The sequence below is a fragment of the Pirellulales bacterium genome, assembly GCA_035533075.1.
Lineage (GTDB): Bacteria > Planctomycetota > Planctomycetia > Pirellulales > JAICIG01 > DASSFG01.
Window position 1 is genome coordinate 1 of record DATLUO010000289.1, and the last position, 23,650, is coordinate 23,650.

The window sequence follows — 23,650 nt, forward strand, 5'->3', positions numbered from 1 at the left end:
GTGAGCGTGGCCGAGTCGGCCAGCGAGTTGCCGCTGCCCACCACCACCGCGCCTTGGGCTTTGGTGGTGATGCTCGGGCCGGTCGGACTGACCGTCTCCGGCTCGCTGCCGAACGGGCTGGTGGCGCCGCTATTGTTCGAGTCGCCGCTGTAAACCGCAACCCATTGGTAAGTACCAGCCACAGTTGGCAGGTAACCGCCCGGATTGTTGCCTTGGCTCGTCGTGTAGGTGCCGTTGCCGCTGACGGTCACTACGTCGCTGTAGACGTTGTTGCTGTCGCTGCCGTTGGGCGTGACGCCCGGCGCAAACAGGTAGAACGTGATCGTGCCCGTCGCACTGTAGCCGCCCGAGAGCGTGGCCGAGTCGGTCAGCGCCTGTGTGGCGGTCGATGGCGAGGTCGTCGGAGCGGGCACCGTCGGCGTCTTGGAGTTGATCGTGCCGGGCGTGCTGCCGCCGCTGTCGCTGTCGATGTAACGACCTTCAGCATGGTAGAGAATCTCGCCGCTGTCAGGGCCGTAGGCGTTGTTGTTCTGGTCCGGCTCCAACTGGTCGATCGCCAGCCCGCACACGAAGTCGATCTGATAATAGCTGTTGGGGATTTTGACCGTCAGCGAGTGCGTGCCGGGGGCGAAATTTCCGCTCGCTTGCTGATAGATCAACTGCTGGTAACCGTTGGAGCTGGTGAAGGAGGTGCTTTGAGCGTAGTAGCTCACCAGGGTGAGCGTGTCGTTCATCCCCGACGGCACGGTGAAGTTGACGGTCACGGTGTCGCCCGGCGCGGTGTTCCCGGCCAGGGTCGATACCGTGGTGGTGCAGCCGCTCGGCGTCTTGATGGTATAGCAGACGTTCGTCGGCGCACACGTGGGAATCTGATAGTCGTCGAAGTTGTAGCCGGAATAGCTGCTTCCGGCCGTGACTTGGACGGTGTAGTAGGTGTTTCCGGCGCTGCCATCTGGCCCGCCGCCCGTCTGGAGATAGCCCGTCGGCACCACTTCTTGCACGAAGTAGGTGCCCGGCGTGGAGACACCGAAGCTGAAACTGCCATCCGCGGCGGTGGTGGTGGTGCCGACCAACGCATCGCCGGCCTGCAACACGCCGGTGTCCAGCGTGTCTTGATAGAGGTTGATCTTCACGCCGCCGTAGGGCTTGTCGTCGCTGGAGAAGCCATTTCCGGTCAGGTCCAGATACTTCGTGCCGCCGATCGTCATGTTACCCATCGAGACCGTGCCGCCGGGCTTGGTGTTGATCGAGGGTCCAGCCGGAGTGGACTTCTCGGGTTCGTCGCCAAAGTTACTGGCCGTGGCGTCGTTGTTCGTGTCGCCGCTATATACGGCTAACCACTCGTAGGTGCCGGTCACTACGGGCGCATAGCCGCCCGGATTGTTGCCCTGGGCGGTCGTGTAGGTACCGTTGCCACTATTGACGTTGACTACGTCGGCATAGACGTTGTTGCTGTCAGTGCCATTCGGAGTAACGCCTGGCGCGAAGAGGTAAAAGGTGATTGTGCCGGTGGGCGCGTCGCCGTTCGACAAGGTGGCCGAATCAGTCAGCGCGGCGCCGCTGCCAAGCACCACGGCGCCGCCAGCGTTGGTGGTGATCAGTGGGCTCTGCGTTCCGACGGTCCAGGGCTCGGAGCCGAAGGGACTGGTGACGCCGGCGTTGTTGCTGTCTCCGCTGTAGACGGCCACCCACTGGTAGGTGCCGGTGGCGGTGGGCAGGTAGCCGCCAGAATTGTTCCCCATCGTCGTCGTGGTGTATGTGCCATCCCCGCTGACCGTCACCGTGTCGGCGTAGACGTTGTTACTGTCGGTGCCGTTGGGCGTTACGCCCGGCGCGAAGAGATAGAAGGTGACGGTGCCGGTCTCGTTGTCGCCGCCTGAGAGTGTGGCGGAATCGTTCAAATACGTCACCGAGACCGTCGAGCCGCCCCCGTTCTCGCCGCTGGTGTTGATTCCGTTGAGCACGTTGTTGGCGTCGCTGGTCAGGGTTGAATCGCCGCCGTAGAACAGGCCGGTCGTCGGATTGAAATTGTTTGCCACGTCCTGGAGGACGGTGGCGACGCTGAGCGACGTGTTATTGGCGACTCCGAAGGCGGCGCCGTTGCCGCCGACGTTGAAAGTGGCACTGCCGCTCGAGGTATAGCCTCCAAATGCGGCGGCAAAGGCTTGCACATACGTGTTCTTCTGCAAACCGCTGGGCGTCCACAGATTCTCATAGACTGTGGCGACCTGCGAGTTGGTTAAGCCGTTGAATGTCGTCGGGCTCCCTGGGAAGCTGGCCAACGTCGCGCTGGTGTACGGATTGGGCGTGCCGAACAGGTTGGGATAGTTGGTCGCCAACGACATGCCCAACAGCGTGGAGCTTGGTCCGCTGTCGAAGTCATTTATCACGGCTTGGCCGTTGTTGTTGTGCCAAAAGCCGATGGTGGCGTATTCGCCCGGCCCGACAATGATCGTCTTGACGCTGGGCGTGGTGTTGATCGCCGGGGTGGACGGGCCGACGGTCTCCGGCTCGCTGCCGAAGGGGCTGGTGGCCCCAGTGTTGTTGGAGTCGCCGCTGTAGACCGCGACCCACTGGTAAGTGCCGGGTATCGTGGCCGTGTAGCCGCCCGGATGGGCGCCGATGCTCGTATCGTAACTGCCGTTGCCGCTGACGGTCACCTGGTCGCTGTAGACGTTGTTGCTGTTGTCGGCCAGCGGAGTCACGCCCGGCGCGAACAAGTAGAACGTAATCGTCCCGCCAGGATTGTAGCCGCCCGACAGCGTCGCGGAGTCGGTCAAGGGGGCGGTGGCGGTGGAAGTCGTTGTCGTCGGAGCGGGGACTATGGGCGAAGCCGTATTCAGGGTTCCGGCCGTGGAGCCGCCGCTATCGGACGAGATGAAACGCTGCTCGGCATGGTAGAGGATCTCGGCGCTGTCAGGGCCGTAGGCGTTGCTGTTCTGGTTCGGCTCCAACTGACTGATCGCCTGCCCACAGACGAAGTCGATTTGGTAGTATGAGTTCGGGATTTGGACCGTCAGCGAATACGGCCCTCCGGGGGCGAAGGTGCCGGTGTCCTGTTGATAGATCAATTGCTGCTGCGCGTTCGAGTTGCTGAATGTGGCGCTCTGAGCATAATAGCTTACCAGGGTGAGTGTATCGTTCGCTCCCGACGGCACCGTGAAGGTAACCGTCACGGTGTCGCCCGGCGCCGTGTGGCCGGCCAAGTCGCTCACGTTCGTGGACGACCCGCTCGGCGTGGTCACCTTGTAGGAGATGTCGGTCTCCGTACAGATGGGAACCTGAAAGTCGTCGAAGTTATAGCCGGAGTAGCTGTGGCCGTCGGTGGCGGCGACGGTGTAATAGGTGTTTCCGGCACTGCCGTTCGGCCCGCCGCCCGTCTGCACATCGGTCGCCGGCACCGCCTCCTGCACGTAATAGGTGCCCGCGGCGGTGACGCCGAAGCTGTAACTGCCGTCGTCGGCGGTGGTCGTGGTGGCAACCAACTTGTCGCCGCCGCTGCCGGTCTGCAGCCCGGCGGTGCTGTTGGTCTCCTGGTAAAGGTTGATGGTCACGCCTTTATCGGGCGTATCATCGGCCGAAAAGCCATTGCCGGTCAGGTCGAGGTACTTTGTCCCGCTGATGGTGATGTTGCCAATGGAGACCGTCCCGCCCGGCGTAGTCGTGATCGTCGGCGCCGCAATGTTGGTGAAGTTGAAAGTGTCGGTGCCGATCAGCGACTGATCGCCGTTCGAGATGGGAGCGCCCGTATCGACGGGCAGGTACCAAGCCTGGCCGGTCTTGCCGAACGACTCGTTTATGTAGCTGGCGGCCTGGGACTCTTCGTCGGCAAACGTCGCGGAACTGTAACCCCCTTCGCCGCTATACCCTGGAACGCGGGCCGGGTTGATATAGGTCTGCGTCGTCAGAGTCGAGCCGGTGTTGAAATCGGCCGGCGTAAAACTGCCGGTGTCAAGGTTGCCTCCAGCGTCGTACAACAGCACATCGATGGCCATTTGCAGGCCGACCGCGTCCTGCCCGTCGAGCGGGGTGTTGGGCGGTACACCATATTTTTCGTAGAGATAAGCGATCCTGGCGCTGTAGGCGCCGGGAAAACTGCTGGTGGGCAGCACCGAAAAGGTGTTGTCCGCCGGCCCGACAAGGTTTTGCTGGTTGTTCGTGCAGAGCGTCAAGAAACTATTGCCGTTCACCGTCGCGGGGAACTGCAAATAGGTCGAGGGAGAGTTGGGATCGTCTGCGTAGCTATAGGTCTTGGTAATTGGGTTGTACGTGCCGTCCTGCCAGCTTACGACGTCCCAGTTGTTGTAGAAGCCACTGGGGCCGAACGTGTTCTGTACATTGACGTCGACCGCCGCCGATTGCGGCAGGTTGACGTCGAAACTGTTGGCCGTCGTTCCGCTCGTCGCGGGTCCGACGACGTTGCCGACCTGCGTAAAACTCTGAGTGGACAAGTTGGCGTAGCCCGCCGGCGGCGTCTCGATGAGGTCATATTGCGCGCCGGTGAGAAGCGTCGGCACGATGGCGACGTCGGTGGCCGCGGTGCCGCTGCTGGCAAACAAATACCGGCCATCGCTGAGGGTGGTGGCGCTTCCCAGCTCCCCGCTCACCGTGTCGTTTCCGTGTTGGTACAAGGTGACCGTAGCGCCGGCCAGGGGATTATTGGCGGTGTCAGCCACCAGGCCTTGCAGGAAAGCCGGGCTGGCCGTGAGCAGCTCGCGCCGCTCGAGCAGCTCGCAGATTCTCGCCAGTCGTGTGGCTGGCGAGAAGGTTTGGCGTTTTTTGCTCTTTGCGAATAGACGAAGGGTCTTCTTAGAGGTCCGCGACATGGGGCATTCTCCGGCGTTGAAGCTGTTTATGTTTTAGTTTAATTACGATTGATCGCTGCGAGAGGAAATTATGGCAAGCATCGAGGTCTTCATTTGCCGGTCGGTCTTCGCCGGCGTTGCGGTCACCTATGACAACAATGACCAGTTCCCCGTAAACAGCACGCACACAAGCAACAACCCGTTGGTGACGCAGTGCGCGAGCATCGCATCGCTCAGACTACCCCGGCGAGAGTAGGCGTAACCGTACGCCACGCCCGCCAATGCGCCGGCCGCCCAAAAGCGGCCATGCAACGCCGCGAAGGCCAGCGCCGAAACCCCCGCCGCCCACCAGGCAATGCGCCGCGGCGAGACGGCCTCAAAATCGGCCGCCATCAGGCGGCGCATCAAAAAGCCCCGGAATGCCAACTCCTCGACGAGCGGCGCGATGACCAGGTAACCGCCGGTCCGCGACACCCACCAGACCACCCGCCAGGCCGCCGGCCAGGCCGCCAACTCCGCCGCCGGACCGACCGTCGCGGCACCGGAGGGCGCCAACAGGACCCACAGCGCGAACACGGCCGCTCCCATCGCAAAGGCCGCGAATAGGCCCCTCATCGCCGCCCCCGCGCAGCGCTGGGAGGATGGCCTTCCTAGGCCGTCTGGCTCCAGTCCTTCTTTCGCGACCGCCTGGGAAGGCCATCCTCCCCATGTCGCCGCGTAGGAATTGCGGAAGTACCACAGCGCACCGAGTGCCGCCCAAACCCGCAAGGGATAAAGGCCGTCAACCCCGTGCGAAAAGGCACCCGTCAACATGCCTACGGCGATGACCGACAACATCGGCACCAGGTAAGCGGCCGTCGGATTGCAGGCTTCGCCGTGCGCCACGGAGGCCGGCTTGGCAAACCACGTCGAACGCCGCGCGACGACGACCAGCCCCAGTCCGATCGAGGCGAACGCGATCGCCCCCGCCTGCGAGTGAAAGCCCCCCATGGCGATCGATTCGGACCAGGAGGAGCCCATCGCCACCAGCAACGTCATGCGCAGCACGTTGGCCACCAACGACGCCGCCGCGCCGAGCGGCAAAAGCACCAGCGCCTGAGGCAGGCGCAGCGCGTCACGGTCGAACCAAAGGTAGCCGCTCAGAAAGGCCAGGATGAGGGCCATTCCCTCGTAGCCCGAACAATCCGGGTCGATCCGCACGGCGAAGGAAGGCGTTCCGATGACCAGGCCCGCCGGTTGGTAGACGACGGCCGGATAAACCAGCGCGAGCAGTTGGGCGGCGCACCAGAGCGTGCCCCGGGCAAGCGGTTGCCAGAGCCCGTCGGCCGTCAACTCCGAGGCCCAGACCGCCGCCCCGATGCACAGCCCCACGCCCAGCCCCGAGCAGGCGCTCGCGGCCAGTCGTCGCCAGATTGCCGCCGGCAGCGCCGCGAGCCCCCAGCCTGCGACGCTCAACACACCGCTCGCAAACCAAGCGAGCACCCAAGCCGGGGCGAGTCTCCCCGCCGCGCGGCCGTGTTCCAAAATCTCCTCCGTCAGCCAGACGAATGTCAATAAGGACACGACGTGCAGCGCGAGAAACCATGCCCAGCCGTGGTTGGCGGCCCACACCCAGCCTACCCGTAATTGGTCCAACAGCGCTCGCGCATGGAACACCAGCGCAACCGCCACGGCCACGATTGCCAAGCGAATCAGGCGCGGAGTCACGGCAACCGCCATCGCCCATTCGCCGCTGACGTCACTCAGGCTGGCGGTGTCGAAGCGCACGCTGAGCAGAACCACCTCCGCGACGAACAGCAGGGCCAGCGCTCCCCAGCGCGGCCAAGCGAGCGGACGCCCAGCCCGTCGACGTAGTTCGGCGCGTTCGGTCATGACAGCGGTTGCCATTAGCTTCAACGTAAAACGGAAGATGTGCGCGCAGCCTGAGCGCAGTGGGTTGTTAGGCAGTTTGAGAAAATGGAAACTAACGGCGGATCCGGCCGCGCAGCACGAGAACTCCACCAGCGAGCAGCGCCAGCGCGCCGGCCAGCGAACCTGGATCAATCTCCGGAGTGGGTGGCGGCACATTCGCGCTGGCGTGGCCGGCCAATGCCGCAACCACAAGCGCGACCGCACACACTGCGGAAGCGCAATCAACCAAACGTCGGATTGTGTTTTTCCATGACGTCATTGGGGGCACCTTTTTCTTGAGAACAGACAAGCAAACGAAGAAGTAGAAGAGTTAGCCGCGCGCGGCCGAGGTCTTTGAACCGTCGTAGGCGGCGTTGCGCGAGATAAGGACGCAAGACAGCGGGACGGCAGCGGCGCTCAAAGCGATGACCGCATGCCGTAAAGCACTGTCGAGCGGTGCAATCGCTAGACGCGGGGCGGGCGCAAGCGCTCAAAGATGGGAGGCAAAGGGAGAGCGATCAAACGCTCGTCAATGTGCCGAGCGGAGATGTCGAGCGAAGGAAGCTGGCCCCTATAGGACAAGATGGCCGGCGAAACGCAACTCGTGTGCGTTCCGCCTGAACCCGCACCGCCGGCGGGCAAGCCCCCGTCGGCGAATGGCTCAACCGATCCCTTGCCGAAGGGCGAAGCGATATCTTCGATCGGCGGTTGAGGAGGAAGGCAAGCGGCGGAGGGGGAGTCACAAGAGGCGGCGCAGCACTCGTCGCAGTGGACGATCACGCCCGCCTCCGCGCGAGTCGTCCCAAACGACAGGCCGACAAGGAACAAGAGAGACGCGAGGCGAAACGCGCGAGGCAACCGCGGCGCGCAGCCGCCTGCCGCGTTTGCAAATCGCACCATCTTTCGCGTCAGTGTTCGCATCGTTGCGGGGGGATAAAACTCAGGGCCCGGACCACCGGGCCGACTTCTCGCTCACCACGACGGCAGTCTCCGCCACCGTTCCGTGGCGGAGCACTCCCATTTACAGTAGCAAAGCGTCAACCCAAAATCAAGCAAAAACCCGCCGCGCGGGCCGATGCGCCGTTTTACGCCCCAAAGCGTAATCGGGCAGGCTGTCGGCACAGGTGGTCGTCAGGCGACGCGCGGCCAAACAGAAATTCGCTCGGCCAACGGGCTGCCGGCTTGGTACAATAAACGTCACTCTACCGTCCGCTGAGCTGCGAGATCCGCTTCCCATGCCAAGTCGCCCGCTGCTTCTGTTGATTTGTATACTCGTCATCGGGGCTGCGCCGGCCTCGGCGGGCGTCGTCGTCATCTCCAACCGCACCGCCGGGCCGTTGCGAATCACGGCGACCGGCTCCGACGGCGAGCAGACTTTGGCGCTCGATCCCGCCGATCTGACGTCGCTCAGGTCGGAGTCGCCCGTCGTCGTCCGCTGGCGTGTGGGCGATCAATCGGGCGAGCGGGAGTTGGCCGTCGACGCGGCTTATTTCTTCTATCGCGATCCGCGGAGCGACGCCCTGCGACTTGGGCCGATCGGTCCGGCCGCCGACCCCGAACCGCCCGACGAAGTGGAAACGCCGACCGGACAGACCGCAAGACCCGGACTGGATTCCAGGCCGCGGACCCGCGGGATGGCGACTTTCACCGTCAAATTGCTGGCCGACGAAGAAGAACGGGCCAGCCGCAAGTTGTGGGAGGCCCGCTTGCGCAACCGGCTCAAAGTCGCCTCGGCGGTGTTCGAGCACTATTGCCGCGTGCGTTTCGAAACCATCGCCGTGGAAACGTGGAAATCGAACGACGCGATCAACGAATTCGAAGACGCGCTGGCCGACTTTCGCGACGGGGTCGGGCGCGGTCCGGCGCGACTGGCGATCGGCTTCACCAGCCAGTATGAAGTGCCGGAAGGCCGGACGCACTTGGGCGGCACCTACGGGCCGCTGGCCACGCACATCTTGCTGCGCGAGTGGTCGCAGCACCTCTCCGAAGCCGAGCGGACCGAGCTGCTCGTCCACGAGCTGGGCCATTTTCTGGGCGCCGCTCACAGCCTGGAGGCCGATTCGGTGATGCGGCCCTTGCTCGGCGACAAGCAGGCCGCGGCCAAAAAATTCCGCATCCGCTTCGACCCGCTCAATACGTTGGCCATTTGCCTGGTGGCCGAGGAGTGCCGCGACGGAAAGATCAGCGGCTTCCGCGACCTGAGCCTGCCGGCCCGCGGACGACTGATCGACATTTACCGCACGCTGGCCGAGCTGTTGCCCGAAGACCCGGCAGCCCCGCTCTATTACTCGCTCGCCAGCGGTCACCAACTGCCGGGGTTTCGCTTGACCGACGGCGCTCAGTCGCCGGACCAGAACCCACTCGAGCCAGACCGGCCCGGATTCGACGCGGAAGGGGGCGATGCCGGCCCCGATCGGCGCCGTGGCGCGGTCGGAAAACCCGCCCCAACCAGCCTGGGCAGACCGGGCACCGCCATCGTCGGCAGAGCGGGCACAGCGGCCGAGCGCGGGCCGGCCCCGCCGCTCATCGCCGACGGCGACTTGCCGGCACTCGTCGAGGCCACGCGCAGCGTGCTGGCGGCGATTGTCGCGGCCGGCGAGGAAAACCAACGTTTGCCCCGCGGTCGACAGGCCGGCGGCGAAGACTTGTTCCGGCGCGCCGGCGACGGGCTCACGGAATACTACGTGCGCGCGGCCGCCGCCGCGGCCCTGGTCGAGGTGCCGCAGCAGCAGCGAGAAAAAGCGTTCTTGTTGGGACTGGCGATCGGACTGGAGTCGTCGTCGTGGCTGCGAGAAGTGCCGGTCCTGGGCGGCTATTTGCGGCAGATCGAGCCCGACGCCAGCCGCCGCCGGCGGCTGGCATCGCTCGGTGAACCGACGATGCGAGGCCGGAACGACCTCGTGCAGCACTTCCTGATCTCGGCCGCACTCACGGCCCTGGCCGGAGCGCGGTCGGCCGAGACGGCCGGCGTAGGCAAGGAGCTGCGCGACGCCGACGGCGGCAGCGGCTTCAGCTTCTGCGACCTGTGCGCCGACCTGGCCGGAATCGAGTTTGCACAAGGAGTTCAAAGCGGCGCGTTGCCCATCAGCCGGTTGGCGCGGGGGTTCCGCGTGAGCGATTATTTGCCCGACCTGGCCGGGTTTGTCGACGACCTCAGCCACCGGGCGTTCGTCGAGCAATTCGGCTCGACTTCCGACCGTCGCTTCCACGCGATGCGGGCCAAAATACGCGAGCGCATTTCCACCCTGCCCGCCTACGGCGGCGCTTCGGTCGGCGGTTTCTAGGCGAAAAGCGGCCTTCATTGCGGCGGCTGGGCCTTGAGGACGATCGGCTCGGAGCGAGACGGACCGCCGGCGACTCGCACTGCGTGCGTGCCGGCGAGATAAAAGTTGCCTTCGTCGTCCTGCGTCGTGCAGCCGTACAAACCAACGTCGGTCAGCCCCTGGGTCTCCGAAAGCGGCGCCACCGACGACCGCCGCTGGACCAGGTCGAAGACGACCCACTCGCAAGGCCGACCTTCGGCCGCACCCATCAGGTAGCGGCTGCCGGGATAGGCGAAGAGCGACGCCACGTAGTGCTGGCCGCCCGGATGGAACCAGCCCAGCGGTTGCACTTCGGCGGCGCCGCCGGCGCGCGGCACGATGCGATACAGATAGCCGACGTGGGTCACGAACACGATCGACCGGTCGTCCAACGCTTGCACGCCCACGATGCCGTGCGACAGCAAGTCGTCGCCGGGCAGATAGTGTACCAGCGGCGAGCGCGCCAGCTCGTGCAGGTCGGCATCGAGTTCCAGCAGCGAGGCCGCGACGGGAGAGCGCGGTCCTTCGTCGCGCGCCAGCCGCGGAACATAGACGTGGTCACGCTCGTCGCAGAAAAAGTTGCGCGAGATGTGACCGCCCAGGGCGCCGGTCCGCACCGACCGCTTCTTGCCGGTGTCGATGTTGTATTGATGGAGCACGTGGTCAAAATAGCCCAGGGCATAGACATGCCGACCGGCGGCGGCGACGGCGATCAACCCTTCGGGCGCGGCGAGCAAGTGTTCCCAGTGGTCGTCGTCGAGGCGCAGCCGCCAGAGGTGCGAGCCCCAGTCGGGCAGCCGGCTGCCGTCCTCCTTTTCGCCCGACTCGTCCATCGAGCTGAAATAGAGGTAGCCGGCGGCCTGGACGATTTTGGAATGGATCTTTTGCTGTGATTCGCCGGGCCGGTAAAGCCGGGCACGCTTCAGTTCGCTCAGCACATCGCCGCGGTCGATGACGTCGCCCGTCTCGGGGGTAAGCTCGAAGAGATGGGCGGAGGCATCCCTTCCCGGCCAGCAGGAAACTCCGAACCAGATATGCCCTCGATCGTCGCGGCCGGTGGCGCCCCAGATGGCCGACTCGCCGGGGACGTGCGGCAGTTCGATGCGTTGCAAGCGCGGCGCAGCCGCGGGATGCCGCGGGGCGGTGCGGCCTGGCGTGCGGGTATCGACTGGGGGAACTGCCGCGGCGCGTTTCCGGGAATTGCCGACCACGCGAGCAGGCGTCGGGCCCGGATCCAAGAGCGACGTACCGGCCCAAAGCGCCCCGCCGGTGGCCAGCAGTCCGCCCGCCAACAGAAAAGCGGTCCGCCATCGCCAGACAGCCGTTGCCGAAGGGCTTGCCAAGGCGGTGGTTGTGGAAAGTTCTCCCGACCGCGCGAATGACGCCCACAGACGGTTTCCCGATTCCTCGAACCGGGACGGGACACCCGTGCTGGTATGGACTGGCACGGGCCCAGGGAACCTACGGTCGTGATTTGCGGCAAAGTCGGGAACCGGCCTCGACGGCAGCATCAGCCAGCGCGTGACCGACGCTCCCGCGAGGGCGCCAAATGTGCCGAATAGGACCTCGGTAAAAGTCGCCGTGGTCTGGTCACGCCAGATTTCCGCGATCTCGATGCCGAATCTTAGCAGAAAGGCCAACGTCAAACAGCCCGACAATACGGCCAGGCGACGATGCTTCGGTCCGCCGGTCAGGCTAGCCACTTTTACACCCGCGGCCCCCAGCGGCGCGAACAGCAGCCAATCGCGCAACACTTGCGTGAGGGCATGGTATTCACTTTCCCAATAAAGACTCGCCAGAGGCACTCCGAAGAAACGGTGGCAGCGTCGGGCGATCCGCTGCGCGTCCTCGATGAGAGGAAACGGATAGATGTAGACGAAGGCGAGCAGCGCGGCATAGCCAGCGGCGGCGCAAAGCCAAAGCGCGGCCGAGCGACGACGCTCGGCGGCCGAAACCGGTCTCACAACCTCGCCGGCAAGCAAACGGTGTTGCCGCCACTTTGCTCCCGCCGCGACGCCCACCGCGGCACAGACGAGCTGTGTGGTGTCGGTGAAGCGGCTGTAAACGAACACCTGGGCCAGTTTAATGCCCGCCGCCAGCCCCATGCCCAGCAACCAGCCGCGCCCGAGCGAGCGCCAGGGCCGTTCAGGGGCACTGAAAATCCGGACCATGAACATGCCCACGGGCACGTAAATCAGTACGTCCGAAATAAGGCTGATGCAATCGTCGGCATTCAACGGATGCCGGGCAAACGGGACGGCGATCAATTTCCCTTCGTCGTATTTCTGCCGGAGCTCGTTCGGGTTGATCGTTACGTCGAGCGGAAACAGCGAATAGAGGCACAAGCCGGCGACGTAGGCCTGCAACAACCCATCGAGACGTTCGCGCGGCGACGTCCGCGCCGATAATGAGCGCAGCCACGCCGTGACGCCGCGGCCGATCAGGCTCCAGAGCGCAACTCCTACGATCGAGCCGATCGATTCGGCGACGATGTCGTTTTGCGACACGGTGCGTGGCGGAAACCAGGTCTGCGTGAACTCCAACGCCACGCTCAATGCGACGCAGGAGGCGGCGACCAGGACCGCCGCCGCGGTGCTGCCCAGAATGCTGCGACGATCGCAGGTCAAGGCCGCCAGCCCGCAATAGCCGATGGGCACAAACAACAAAATGTTCGCCACCCAGTCGGCGCGCGAGGCGACGCTCAGGTGCAGATAGGGAATGTCTCGAAACCGCGACCAGGCTTCCGCCCAGGAGAGAGCGTGAAAATCAAGCGGCACCAGCGATCCATAAATCGCGAAGGCGACAAATCCCAAGAGAAACATCGCGTAGTGGCCTCGCCGTGGAGAGGCCAGCCGGATTGCGGACCGCTGGCGAACCATGTCACCGGCCTTCCGAGGCTGGGGCCCTGCGGAGGCCGTCGCGCCTCCGCCGATCCAGTCTGATCGGCGGGTCGCGCAGCTCATTCCCCATCCCAGAAAAAACGTCGCTCCAAGCTGCACCGCCAGAAAGCGAATGACAAGCGATAGCAAGGACAAGTGATGGCTGCGGTCCGGGCCAAGCAGGAACTGAATCGCCGAAAACTTCGTATCGTACTTGTCCAATTCCGGTGTGGTGGCCGCCACCAACAACCACCAGCCGCACGCGTACGCCAAGCTCAATACGAGCAACAACGTTGCCAGCGAGCGTACTCGGTTTCCCCGCCGGGCGGCCGTCTTGGCCGCCTCGGCCGCGGAGAAACCGAAACATGCGAGACAGGCGAACAGGGCGATGCCCGCGACGGCGTTACCGTCTCCGCGCAGCAATTCCACGATGTTGTCGGTACACGCAGCCAGCACGACGACGCTGTACGAAACGAAAGCCATCGCGCCGACGACCAGCAGACCGGCCCACGACCGTCGCCACTGCGCTGCCAAGGCGACGCGCGCGCCAAGCGTCAGGCCAGACACCACGCCGGCGTAAAGGCCGGCGAACCTGCCGCGCATCTCCCACTCGTAGCCAATATCTAAAACCGGCGAGCCGACGATGTCGTGTAGCGACTCAAGCGGAATGGTCGATCGCAGCAGGGCGTACATTGCGGCAGAGGCCGCAACGAGCAGCAGTGGAAACCGCCAGACAAAGCCGAGCGGACGCTGCCGCCATTGGCGGGCGAAATACATCGCCAGCCAACCCGTGGCGATCAACGACGCCGCGATTGCCAGAGGCGTCAAGGGGGTTGCTGCAAACAGCTCGCGAACGTTATACGGAAGCGAGGCGACTTGCAGCGACAAGACCTCCGCAGTTGCCAACAATCCGGTCCCAATCCCAAATCGCCCGACAGCACGGAGCGCATCAATTCCCCTGATTGCGCCCGCCAGGAGAGCTATCCCGGCGACAAACAGGCAACCCAGCGCCAGCGAGCACGCCACGCCGTTTTCCCACCACACCGCGGAGAACACGCGGCTTCGTCCACCGCGGTCAGTCGCGGGCTCGTCTCCCGCACGGGCGCGACGCGACGCCGCCGAGGCCCCACTTTCGGCCCGCACGCGCACCGGGTTGGTGTAAAACATCAGATCGTGGCTGCCGCCGCGGCCACGCAACACGAATCCGCCGTCAGGCACGTCGAGGGTCGCGGTCAGCGCCGCGCCGTCCCGCGCGGGCGCCTGCTCGGCCACAACCTCGGCGCCCGTTTGCGTGACGGCAATCAGTTCCACCAGGTCGATTCGGTTGGCCCGGCCGCTCCAGTCTTTGTCCGGCAGTTGGCAGCGCAGCGTCACGGTGACTTGCGTGCCGGTCGGCACTTCGATCGACTCTCCGGCCACGGCCGCGCGAGGCAGGCCCTCGGCTTCCACCGACAGCTCGACCTCGCGCACGATATGCCCGTGGACTCCGAAAAAGGATCCCGCGCGCAACGCCCGCAGAGCGCCTTGCGGCGTTCGGTCGGGGGCGTAGAGCCAGGTTTCTGAGAACTGACCCGGCCAGTAATCGCCGAGACCATCGGCGGCCTCGTCGTGAAAGTCGGAAGGGGCATAGGCCGCCCAGACGTCGATGCCCTTTTCCAACAGCGTGTCCCAGGCGTCGCCGACGTTGGCCACCGTGGGATCCCAGCGGCGCACGGTCTTCAATCGCGATTTGTAAGCGCCGTTCGGGTTCATACCCTGATGGCCGGGAGCGCCGGACAGGCCGACCAGGATATCGTTGACTGCCCGCCAGCGGCGAACGTCGCCCAGGATTTGGTTACCCGATTCGCGCTTGCGGCCCGGATGCTCGTAGACGGCGACCGGCTGCACGCCGTCGTCGGCAGCCTGCGAAGCCAGCCACTCCAGGGCCTCGTCGGCCAAAGCCGCGTCGTGTTGTTCTCGCCCCAGGTCGTCGAAGCGGGCTTTGAAGTCGGCGAGCGTCAGGCCCTGGGCCGGTCCGGGCGGAACGAGTACCACCACGTGCTCGTCGCCGCCGTAGGGCGGAATGTTCCATTCCAGCCCGGCCAGCAGCACCAAGTCCGGGTGCTGACGGCGGGCCTCGTTAATCGCCTCGATATACTCGTGCGTGCCGGCGGCCAGATCGCGGTCGGCATGGTCTGTGATGGCCAGCACGTCGCAGCCATAGCGGGCGGCCTGGTCGGCGACTTCGGCGACGGTGTGCGCGCCGTCGGAGAACTTCGTGTGCGTGTGCGTATCGGCCTTGAGCCACACTCCCCGGCCGGCCCACTCGATCTGCCGGCCGAATTTTGCCCCCGCGGCGTCGATCGACAGACGTCCGCACCCCGCCGACGCCAGCATGGCGGCGAGCGAGAGGAGCGCGGCGGTTATGGCACGGTTAATATTCACGTGAGTCGTTGGAGGATGGCCTTCCCAGGCCGTCCCGTCTGGCACATTGCGTTTTGGAGATACGACCGGTGTTCCGTTTTCACGCCCGTCGAATCCTCTCTCGGCCTTGCCGCACGTTCTTGGTCGCATTGCGCGTGTCGATCACCAACGGCGAATGCCGCACGATGAACTCATAGTCATAGGCCGAATGGTTCGTGGCGATCAGCACGCAGTCCTGGCCGGCCAAGAAATCGGCGCTTAAGTTCGAGCTTTGCATGGGCGGCAATCGGTGATGGCGCATGCCCGGCAGCTCCGGCACGTGCGGGTCGTTGTAGCTCAGCACCGCGCCCCGCGCCAGCAGCAGCTCCAACAGAACGAAGGAGGGACTTTCGCGCGGATCGTCGACGTCCTTCTTATATGCCACGCCCAGCACGCAGACCTTGCTCCCGTTCACCGGCTTGCCGTGCTCATTGAGCGCTTCGGTCAAGCGGTCGATGACGTAGTTCGGCATGTGCGTGTTGATCTCGCCGGCCAGCTCGATGAACCGCGTGGGCAACCCCTGTTTGCGGGCCAGCCAGCTTAGATAGAACGGGTCGATCGGAATGCAATGCCCTCCCAGGCCCGGTCCGGGATAAAACGGCTGGAAGCCAAACGGTTTCGTGGCCGCCGCGTCGATCACCTCCCAAACATCGACGCCCATCCGGTCGTAGAGCATCTTCAGTTCGTTGACCAAGGCGATGTTCACGGCCCGGTAGGTGTTTTCCAGAATCTTGCAGGCCTCGGCCACTTCGCAGCTCGAAACGGGCACGACCTCCACAACCGCCTGAGCGTACAGCACTTGTGCCAGCCGGCCACTGGACGGGTCGATGCCTCCGACCACTTTGGGAATCACGCCGGCCGTGTAGTCGACATTGCCCGGATCCTCGCGCTCCGGACTGTACGCCAGATAAAAGTCGCGGCCGGCCCGCAAGCCGCCGGCTTCGAGAATCGGCAGCACCACGTCGCGCGTGGTGCCGGGGTAGGTTGTGCTTTCCAGCACGACCAACTGGCCCGGCCGCAGCACCGCGGCGATCTGTCGGGCCGTGCTTTCGATATAGGTCAGATCGGGATCGCGGCTGTCCGTCAAGGGCGTGGGGACGCAAATCAGCACGGCGTCGGCCTCCGACAGGCGACGCATGTCGGTCGTCGGCTGAAACGCCTTTTCAACGATGCACCGCGCGATCCAGTCGCTCTCGATGTGGCGGATGTAGCTCTCTCCCGCCAACAGCCGGTCGACTTTGGCCTGGTCGACGTCGAAACCGATCGTCGAATAGCCGGCGGCCACGAACGTCCGGATGAGCGGCAAGCCGACGTAGCCCAGGCCGATCACACCGATGCGGGCCGTCCTTTTGTGGAGCGCGTCTTCGAGTTGTTCGAGTGAGTTCAACGGGGGACTCCTTAGGGGATTCCTCGCACGATCACCGGACCGATAAGTCGCGTCAGTCCGAGGGGTAAACGCTGCCAAACTCGTATAAAATGTCGATAGCGCGAGTTTTCGGGCCGCATGTCACCCACGGTGCCGCGACGTACATAATACTGCCAGACGGCCGGGTGCGGCTCGGCGCCCCACTGTTTCTTGAAACGAAAGGTATTGCTGTCGGCCGTGCTGCGGCCGAAGTCGAACGTCTGCTGCCCGCGTTCGATGGCCCGCTCGAGCAAGTGCCAATACATCAGCATGTTGGCGTTGGTCGCGCTGAATTGCCGCAACGAGCTGGCGCTGGGCACCTCGGTGATACCTTGCCCGTGGACCAACAAGGCGGCCGCGACCGCCCGCCCGCCTTGCCGCACGACGCAAAACTCAGCTTGCTGGGGCAACCGCTCGACAATGGCCCCAAACAATCGTCGACTGTAGACCGGCGTGCCCAGGTCTCGCATGTTGCGGCTGAACACGTCGTAGAAATCGGCCAGTAACTCTTCGCGGCCCCAAAGGACTGTTAAGTTGTGCTCGCGGCCCTTGCGCACCTGGTTGCGGACCTTGGCCTTGAGCTGGTTCCACAAGGCGTCGACCGTGTCGGGCAAGGAAAGCCGCATGTGGAGTTTGCTGGTGACTTCGTGGGCCAGGGCAGGATGCTCGTGGCGCCGCTCGTGTCGCAGCTCCAGGTAACGCACATCCAGTTCATCGGCCAGTTCGACGGCCCGATCGATGAGTCGCGCGGCCACCGTTTCGTTTTCGGCGACGACGCCTCCCGAATTCAGGTAAGGCAGGCTGACCAAGAACCGGCCGAACAAACGACTGCTGACCAGCGCCAACGGCAGATAGCCGGCGAGTCCCGCGTCGTTTTTCGCACACAGGCAATAGCTCTGGTGCCCTAACGCGTCGCGCAAGATCGTGGGCCAGGCCGGCCACCGGCAGGGCCCGAACGGGCCGCCAGCCTGGGCTGCCAACAAAGGCAACAAGACTTCGGCCGGCGGCGTCCCTGCGACGACCTCGATATCCGGTCTCGATAAAATCGTGGCGGCGGTCACGTCGTTGCCAGCGGTTCGCATGAGGAAACGGCGGGATGTTTGTTGACGATCGGCGACCGGCGGCATGTTGCTATCCCGCGCGGGCGGTCCGCCTGGCGCTCACATCGCCGAGAAACTGACGAAGCTGCTCAGCCCGATGGTTCCAGTCGTCCGCGGCCACCGCCTGCCGTCTCGCCGCCGACAGCTCGCCCGACTCCAGCAGCGCCTCTCGCACCAGTTGGAGAAACGACGAACGGTCCGCGGCCACACGCACGTGCGGCTCCAGCAATCTCGCTTCGGGCACATCGACCGACACGGTCGGCTTGCCCGACGCCAAACACTCTCTCAGTTTGAGCGGGCTGCTTTGGCGGATCATCGGGTCGTCGACGTAGGGAAGCAAAAGCACGTCCAACGCGGCCAGCCAACGTGGCAAGTCCTGGTAGGGCCGCGGTCCCACGAAATGCACATTCGGCAGCTTGCGGAATGCCTCCGGACAGTAATCGACTCGCCCGATCATGACGAGGCTGGCGTCGCCGTTCATCTTGGCGACACGCGCCAGCAATTCGAAATCCAGCTTCTCGTAGATCAGCCCAAAAAATCCGATTTTCTTGCCTGGCAGAGCCGCCAGTTCCGGTGGGGCCGGTCCTGTCTGCGGCGTCGAGGCGAAGTGGCTGACGTCGACGCCGTGCGGAAGATAGTGGCACGACACCTTGCGGCTGAGCCGCGCCACCAAGGCGTGCGACACGCCCAACACGAGGTCCGCTTCGCGGCTGAGTTCATCTTCCGCCCGCTCGATCGCCTCGCGCTGGGCGGCCGGCCAATGAGCGTAATCATCGGTGCAATAATAGACCAGCGCCTGCCGCGGGAAATCGCGAACGTACCAGTGGACGTAAGGCAGCGTGGTGAGAACGATCGGGGCCGGCAGATCGAGCTTCTTGAAGATCGCCTCCAACTTCCGCGTGACCAGCCACTCATTCGTAAGCTGTCCCACGCGGCCGCGCGTCATTGGCAGCATCGGTAAATCGACGACCCACATTCGCTCGGAGACCTGAGCCAGCCCCCGCCGCCAATTGCACAGCTTCTCGAAGCTGCGGCGAAGCGTGAGGGCATCAGCCTTCAAGCGGCGCGTGCCGATGCTATTGGCCCAGACCACGTCGCGGTCGCCGGCCAACCGCGCGACGAGGTGCTGGCAGCTCGAAGGGTGCCGCCCCCAATCGTCGGCAAAGACGAGCAGCGGCGGATGTTTTCGGACACCGTTAAGCAACGATCAACTCCTCATATAAATCCGCGTAGGCGGCGATCATCCACTCCTCGGAGAATCGCTCGAACGCCCGACGCCTTCCGGCTGTTGACAACCGCCCGCGCAGCGCGGGATCGCCTGCCAATCGAAGCACCGCCGCCGCCAACGCTTCATCGTCGCCCGCCGCTGCCAGCAGACCCGTCTGGTTCGCTTCCACGACCTCCGGCACGCCGCCCACGTCGGTCGAAACCACGGGCAAGCCCGCCGCCATCGCCTCGATCAAGGTGAGCGGAATCCCCTCGCTCACACTGGTCAGCCACAACAGGTCCGACGCGCCCAATAAGCGCGGCACGTCTTTCCGCAAGCCAGCCAGCCGGACGTAACCGCCGAGCTTTCTCTTGGCGATCTCCGCTTCGATCGACTGCCGCTCGGATCCCTCGCCGACGATCAACAGCCGCGCCTCGGGCCGACCGTCATGCACTCGTTCAAACGCTCGAATGGCCGTCAGATGGTCTTTCAGCGCATCGAGCCGCGCCACCTGCACGATGACCAGATTATCGCCGGTCCAGTCGAATTCGCGGCGAACGTTCAGGCGCTGCCCGGCCGCCGGTTCCTCGTAGGCAGCCAGATCGATGCCGTTGTAAATCACTCCCACGCGATCGCTCTTCAGGCCCTCGTTGGCGATCAGCGCCCGCCGCACCGCCTGGCCGACGCCCATCACTCGGTCTCGACGGCCGACGAGTAGGCGGTTGGCCAACACCCGCTTGCGCCGCCGATAATCAGGGAACATCCGGCCATGCTCGGTGAAGATCACGCCTTGGCGGCGGTGCAGCCAGCGAGCGGTGGCGGCATAAAAAAACGGGGTGTATTGGTGAGCGTGTAAAACGCCGACTTCCTCTTGCCGCAGCAACCGCGCCAATCGCCGCATGCAGCGCCAGTCGACGCCGGGTCGGCGCTCCAATACATGCACCGTAAAGCCTTCCGACCGCAACTCCTGGCCCAGCGTGCCAAGTTCGTCGAGACAGAAGAAAACGAAGCGAAATCGCCCCTGCAGCCGCCGCGCGATACGGGCGGCCAACACTTCGCCCCCGCCCATCGTCAGGCTCAGCAAAAGCTGGCCCACGGTCCGCAGCGCAGGCGTCTCGCCTGCGCGTTCTCGCAGCGCAGGCGTCTCGCCTGCGTCCAACAGGCCTGACGCCCGCGTCGCTTCAATCGGTGCTTTCGTGCCTAAGCTCATCGTTTACACACTCGCACTTGGCGTCGCCGCCATCGCATTTTCATCCGCGCCGGCGTCGCCGTCGACAAACTGTCGCTGCCCCATTTCATAGATCATCATCGCCATCAGCAGATAGGTATGGTTGCGGCCGGCATCCTGATGAGCGCCGACGACGTTGCGTACCGTGTCAGGGCAAAACACTCCTCGATCCAAGCAGCGGTCGTCCAGCAACAAGTCGCGGACCAGCCCCTTTAGTTCGCGGCGCAACCACAAACCCAGCCGCTCGTAGGGCTGATAGCCTTTGACGCCCAGCTTGCCCAGCGCGCGAAGCTTAAACGTGGCTGCTTTCCGCCAGAGCGGCCCGGCGCCCATCCGCGTGCCCGTGTTCGCGTTGACGACCTTGAGAAACTCAGGCCGCCGGCGCCGCAGAATATAGGTCTGAATCGCATCGCCCACCTTCAACTCCGGAGGGGCCGCCATCAACAGCGGCGTCAGCCCGGCATCGAGGAACGGCACCCGCGTTTCGACCACCGACTCGAACATGGCCAGCGAGGCCGCCGTCTCGCGCCGCAGCCGTTGCGACACGAACAACTGCCAAATGCGTTGCAATTGCGGTTCCACGCCGGCCGACTCGGCCAGGCATTCCCACAGCGACTCACGGGCAAGCTCTTCGAACTCGCGGCGCGAAGTGCCAACCAACAACGGCCCGGCCACGTCATCAAGCATGTACGCCGAAAGATGACCGTACAGCCAGCCTTGCAATTGCTGTTCGGTGTGAATGGTCCAGGCCGCCGCGTCGAGCGAGAAGTTGTAAGCCTTGTCCATGTGCATCAGCTCGCCGGCGTGCCCGCGCAACAGCACGTCGATGCCCAGCTCGCGATACAACGGCAACGTCGGCAGCACGATGCACTGGTCGATGTAATGACCGTCGGTGAGATGTACCATCGTGCGCAGATGCTCCTCGAACCGCGACAAGAAACGGTCGTTGAGCACGTAGCGATGGTGTTCGCAGCCCACCAGCCGGGCCATCTGGGCGGCCGAAGCGTGGTCGAGGCTCCCGTCCACGCCCAGGCTCACCGACTTGACCTTGACTTGGGAATGGTCGATCAGGGCCAGGATGGTGCGGGCGTCGAGGCCGCCCGACAAGGCGATTCCCAGCTTTCCCTCACCGGACACACGCCGCGTCACCGCCCGCGCAAACTGCCCGTCGATGCGATCGAGCCACTCCTGCCGGCCATAAGTCTCGTTCGTGGCCCACTCGCTCAGCCGCCAATAGCGATCGACTTCGAGCGCGTCGGTCGCCGCGTCATAAGAGAGGACTCCTCCCGGCGGCAAAAGGCGGATGCCTTCCAGCAAGGTGTCTTCGCCCAGCAATTGCCCGAACGTGAAGAGTTGCGCCAGCCCGCGGACGTTCCTCTCACGGACGACGTCGGGCTCGGCGAGCAACGCCTTGATTTCGCTGGCGAAGAGCAGCTTGCCGGGCACGTGCGCATAATACAGCGGCTTCATGCCGAAACGATCGTTCACCAGCACCAGCCGCTCGCCGTGGGCGTCCCATATCGCCGCGGCAAACTTGCCGTCCAGCCGGCGGCAGAACGCCGCACCCTCCTGCTGGTAACCGTGGAGGAGCAGTTCGGCGTGGCTGTCGCTTTGGAAGCGATGCCCCGCGTTCGTCAACTCGGCGCGTTGTTCCGCCTCGTGAAACAATTCTCCCGCCAGCACGCCCAGCCGCGTGCCGTCTTCGTCGAAAGCGGGCTGGGGCTCCGTTTGCACGGCGCCCAGCGAAATCCGCCCCAGCCCCACGCTGCCCGACCGCGTCAGGTGCGTCTCCCGCCGATACCACGGATGGTGCGTCATTCGCCGCGCCATTTCCGCCAACAGTTCGGCGTGGTCGGCGCTGGTTTGAGAAGCGAAGCCAAAAATACCGGGCATAAAGTCTTTGTCCCTTCCGAGTCTCAGAATCAGTCGTTCCGCGCGGTGTCGCCGAGCGGACCGCGGTAGCGGTAGATGGTGATCGTTCGATCGCGCGGCCCCGTGTGCGCCGCGAAGCTCGCCTCGCGGTCGCAAGACGACTCAAGCCAGGCGCGAAACGTCGGCGTCGCGTGCCCCGCCTCAATCACGTACCATTGCTCGCGTTCTGGGCGGCCGCTGGGCGATCCGTCGGGCAACATCTCCACCAATTTATCGCCCATGGTCGCCCCTGGCGCGGTCCCCAGATAAAATGCCACCACGCCCGGCACATTCGCATACACCGCCGGGTTGGCCGACGACGCCGGATCGACCCCAGCCGTCGTGCGCACGTACTCCGCGGCATCGCGCCATCGTGGGCGGTCGCCGTACATCGCCGTGTAGTAGGCGCCAAGATTCACCGCGGCATAGAGCGCGCAGACCAGCCCCAACGCCGCCACCGCCTTGCCGCGCCCGCGCTCCGCCAGCGACGCCAGTGCCACACCCGCCAACGCCACGACACCGAACAGCACGACGATCGCGTAATACCAGGTGACGTTTACCAGGTTCAACTGCGCGATCACCGCCAGCTCGGCAACGGGCACCCAAGCGCAACAGGCCAGCAACATCAACGTGCGCCGCGGCAAGTGTCCAGCCACCAACGGCGCCAGGGCCGCCAACGCCAGCGTGGGAAGCCCGGCGTAGGCCGCCAGCGTCACCATCACGTGCAACGGGTTTCGGGCAGACGGCATCGTCATCGTGCTCAGCAAAGCTTTGGCGTCGAGCATGCTCTTGGCAAAGGCAACCATCAGAATCGCCAGCGGAATCCCAAACGCCGCATAGTCCCTCAATCGGTAGGGAACGCCCTCTGTGGCGTTCCGCATGCAGCCCTCCGTGGCGTTCCGCGCGGATTGGTCGCGCGTCGGACGTCTCACGAATTCCGCCAGACGCGGCCAGCAGCCGGCCAGCAGCAGATACCCCACGAACACCGGCACCAGCAACACGGCCGAAAAATGGGTCCACAGTGCCAGCCCGAACGCCGCGTTCGAGGCCAGCAGCAGCCACGGCTTTCGCCGCTCGAATCCCTGGTAAAACCAATACAGGCTCAGCACCTCGAGCACCAGCAACAGTCCGAAATAACGGACCGACTGCGACCAGAACAGGTGCCCCAAGTTCACGGTCAACAACAAGGCCGCCCACAGCCCGGCAGAGCGCGACACCAACCGCCGGCAGACCTCATACGTCACGCCCACTCCCACCACGCCGATTGCCGCCGCCAGCGCGCGGCCCGCCGACACCGATAAGCCCGTCACCTGAAACCACTCCCGCAGCATCACGAAGAAGACCGGGAAAAACCGCGGAAACGGCCGGGCGATGTTCTGCGAAAAATAGATCGTCGTCTCCTCGTCTTCCCACAGGCTCCATTCGCCCAGCTTCCACGCGCGCAGCGCCACCGCCAGCCCCATGACGAGCCACGGCATCCA

The 23,650-nt window shown here is 64.6% G+C and carries 11 protein-coding genes; 1 reads left to right on the forward strand and 10 read right to left on the reverse strand.

Annotation, left to right across the window (positions count from 1 at the left end; genetic code table 11):
• The 3 genes from VNH11_35825 to VNH11_35835 form a co-directional block, all read right to left on the reverse strand.
• Positions 1–4,826, reverse strand: a 4,826-nt coding sequence (locus tag VNH11_35825; GenBank protein ID HVA51766.1) for a SpaA isopeptide-forming pilin-related protein, incomplete at its 3' end; no start/stop codon positions are given.
• A 126-nt stretch (positions 4,827–4,952) separates the two neighbouring features.
• Positions 4,953–6,692, reverse strand: coding sequence for a CAAX prenyl protease-related protein (locus VNH11_35830; GenBank protein ID HVA51767.1), 1,740 nt, complete (start codon positions 6,690–6,692; stop codon positions 4,953–4,955).
• A gap of 76 nt (positions 6,693–6,768) precedes the next feature.
• Positions 6,769–6,975, reverse strand: coding sequence for a hypothetical protein (locus VNH11_35835; protein ID HVA51768.1), 207 nt, complete (start codon positions 6,973–6,975; stop codon positions 6,769–6,771).
• A gap of 955 nt (positions 6,976–7,930) precedes the next feature.
• Here VNH11_35835 and VNH11_35840 point away from each other — a divergent pair.
• Positions 7,931–9,979 carry a matrixin family metalloprotease gene (locus VNH11_35840; GenBank protein HVA51769.1) on the forward strand — a complete coding sequence of 683 codons (2,049 nt, stop codon included), beginning with the start codon at positions 7,931–7,933 and terminating at the stop codon, positions 9,977–9,979.
• A 14-nt stretch (positions 9,980–9,993) separates the two neighbouring features.
• Here VNH11_35840 and VNH11_35845 read toward each other — a convergent pair whose 3' ends face one another.
• From VNH11_35845 to VNH11_35875, 7 genes are all read right to left on the reverse strand, one after another.
• Positions 9,994–15,300 carry a VanZ family protein gene (locus tag VNH11_35845; protein ID HVA51770.1) on the reverse strand — a complete coding sequence of 1,769 codons (5,307 nt, stop codon included), beginning with the start codon at positions 15,298–15,300 and terminating at the stop codon, positions 9,994–9,996.
• Between the two features lie 79 nt (positions 15,301–15,379).
• Positions 15,380–16,705, reverse strand: a complete 1,326-nt coding sequence (locus tag VNH11_35850; protein ID HVA51771.1) for a nucleotide sugar dehydrogenase — start codon at positions 16,703–16,705, stop codon at positions 15,380–15,382.
• Between the two features lie 11 nt (positions 16,706–16,716).
• The gene (locus tag VNH11_35855) at positions 16,717–17,805 is read right to left on the reverse strand and encodes a FemAB family XrtA/PEP-CTERM system-associated protein (GenBank protein HVA51772.1); all 1,089 of its coding nucleotides are present in this window, start codon (positions 17,803–17,805) and stop codon (positions 16,717–16,719) included.
• A gap of 49 nt (positions 17,806–17,854) precedes the next feature.
• Entirely contained in the window at positions 17,855–19,027 is a 1,173-nt protein-coding gene (locus tag VNH11_35860) for a glycosyltransferase (protein HVA51773.1), read from the reverse strand.
• Positions 19,020–20,240 carry a glycosyltransferase gene (locus VNH11_35865; protein HVA51774.1) on the reverse strand — a complete coding sequence of 407 codons (1,221 nt, stop codon included), beginning with the start codon at positions 20,238–20,240 and terminating at the stop codon, positions 19,020–19,022. Before VNH11_35865 ends, VNH11_35860 begins: the two co-directional genes overlap by 8 nt.
• 3 nt (positions 20,241–20,243) lie before the next feature.
• Positions 20,244–22,151, reverse strand: a complete 1,908-nt coding sequence (locus VNH11_35870; protein ID HVA51775.1) for an asparagine synthase-related protein — start codon at positions 22,149–22,151, stop codon at positions 20,244–20,246.
• Between the two features lie 29 nt (positions 22,152–22,180).
• Entirely contained in the window at positions 22,181–23,647 is a 1,467-nt protein-coding gene (locus VNH11_35875; protein HVA51776.1) for a glycosyltransferase family 39 protein, read from the reverse strand.
• Positions 23,648–23,650 lie beyond the last annotated feature (3 nt).

Excerpts from the sequence above, each read along its gene's own strand:
- VNH11_35830 (HVA51767.1), bottom strand. The coding sequence starts at position 6,692 with ATGGCAACCGCTGTCATGACCGAACGCGCCGAACTACGTCGACGGGCT.
- VNH11_35835 (HVA51768.1), bottom strand. The coding sequence starts at position 6,975 with ATGACGTCATGGAAAAACACAATCCGACGTTTGGTTGATTGCGCTTCC.
- VNH11_35840 (HVA51769.1), top strand. The coding sequence starts at position 7,931 with ATGCCAAGTCGCCCGCTGCTTCTGTTGATTTGTATACTCGTCATCGGG.
- VNH11_35855 (HVA51772.1), bottom strand. The coding sequence starts at position 17,805 with ATGCGAACCGCTGGCAACGACGTGACCGCCGCCACGATTTTATCGAGA.
- VNH11_35865 (HVA51774.1), bottom strand. The coding sequence starts at position 20,240 with ATGAGCTTAGGCACGAAAGCACCGATTGAAGCGACGCGGGCGTCAGGC.
- VNH11_35870 (HVA51775.1), bottom strand. The coding sequence starts at position 22,151 with ATGCCCGGTATTTTTGGCTTCGCTTCTCAAACCAGCGCCGACCACGCC.
- VNH11_35875 (HVA51776.1), bottom strand. The coding sequence starts at position 23,647 with ATGCCGTGGCTCGTCATGGGGCTGGCGGTGGCGCTGCGCGCGTGGAAG.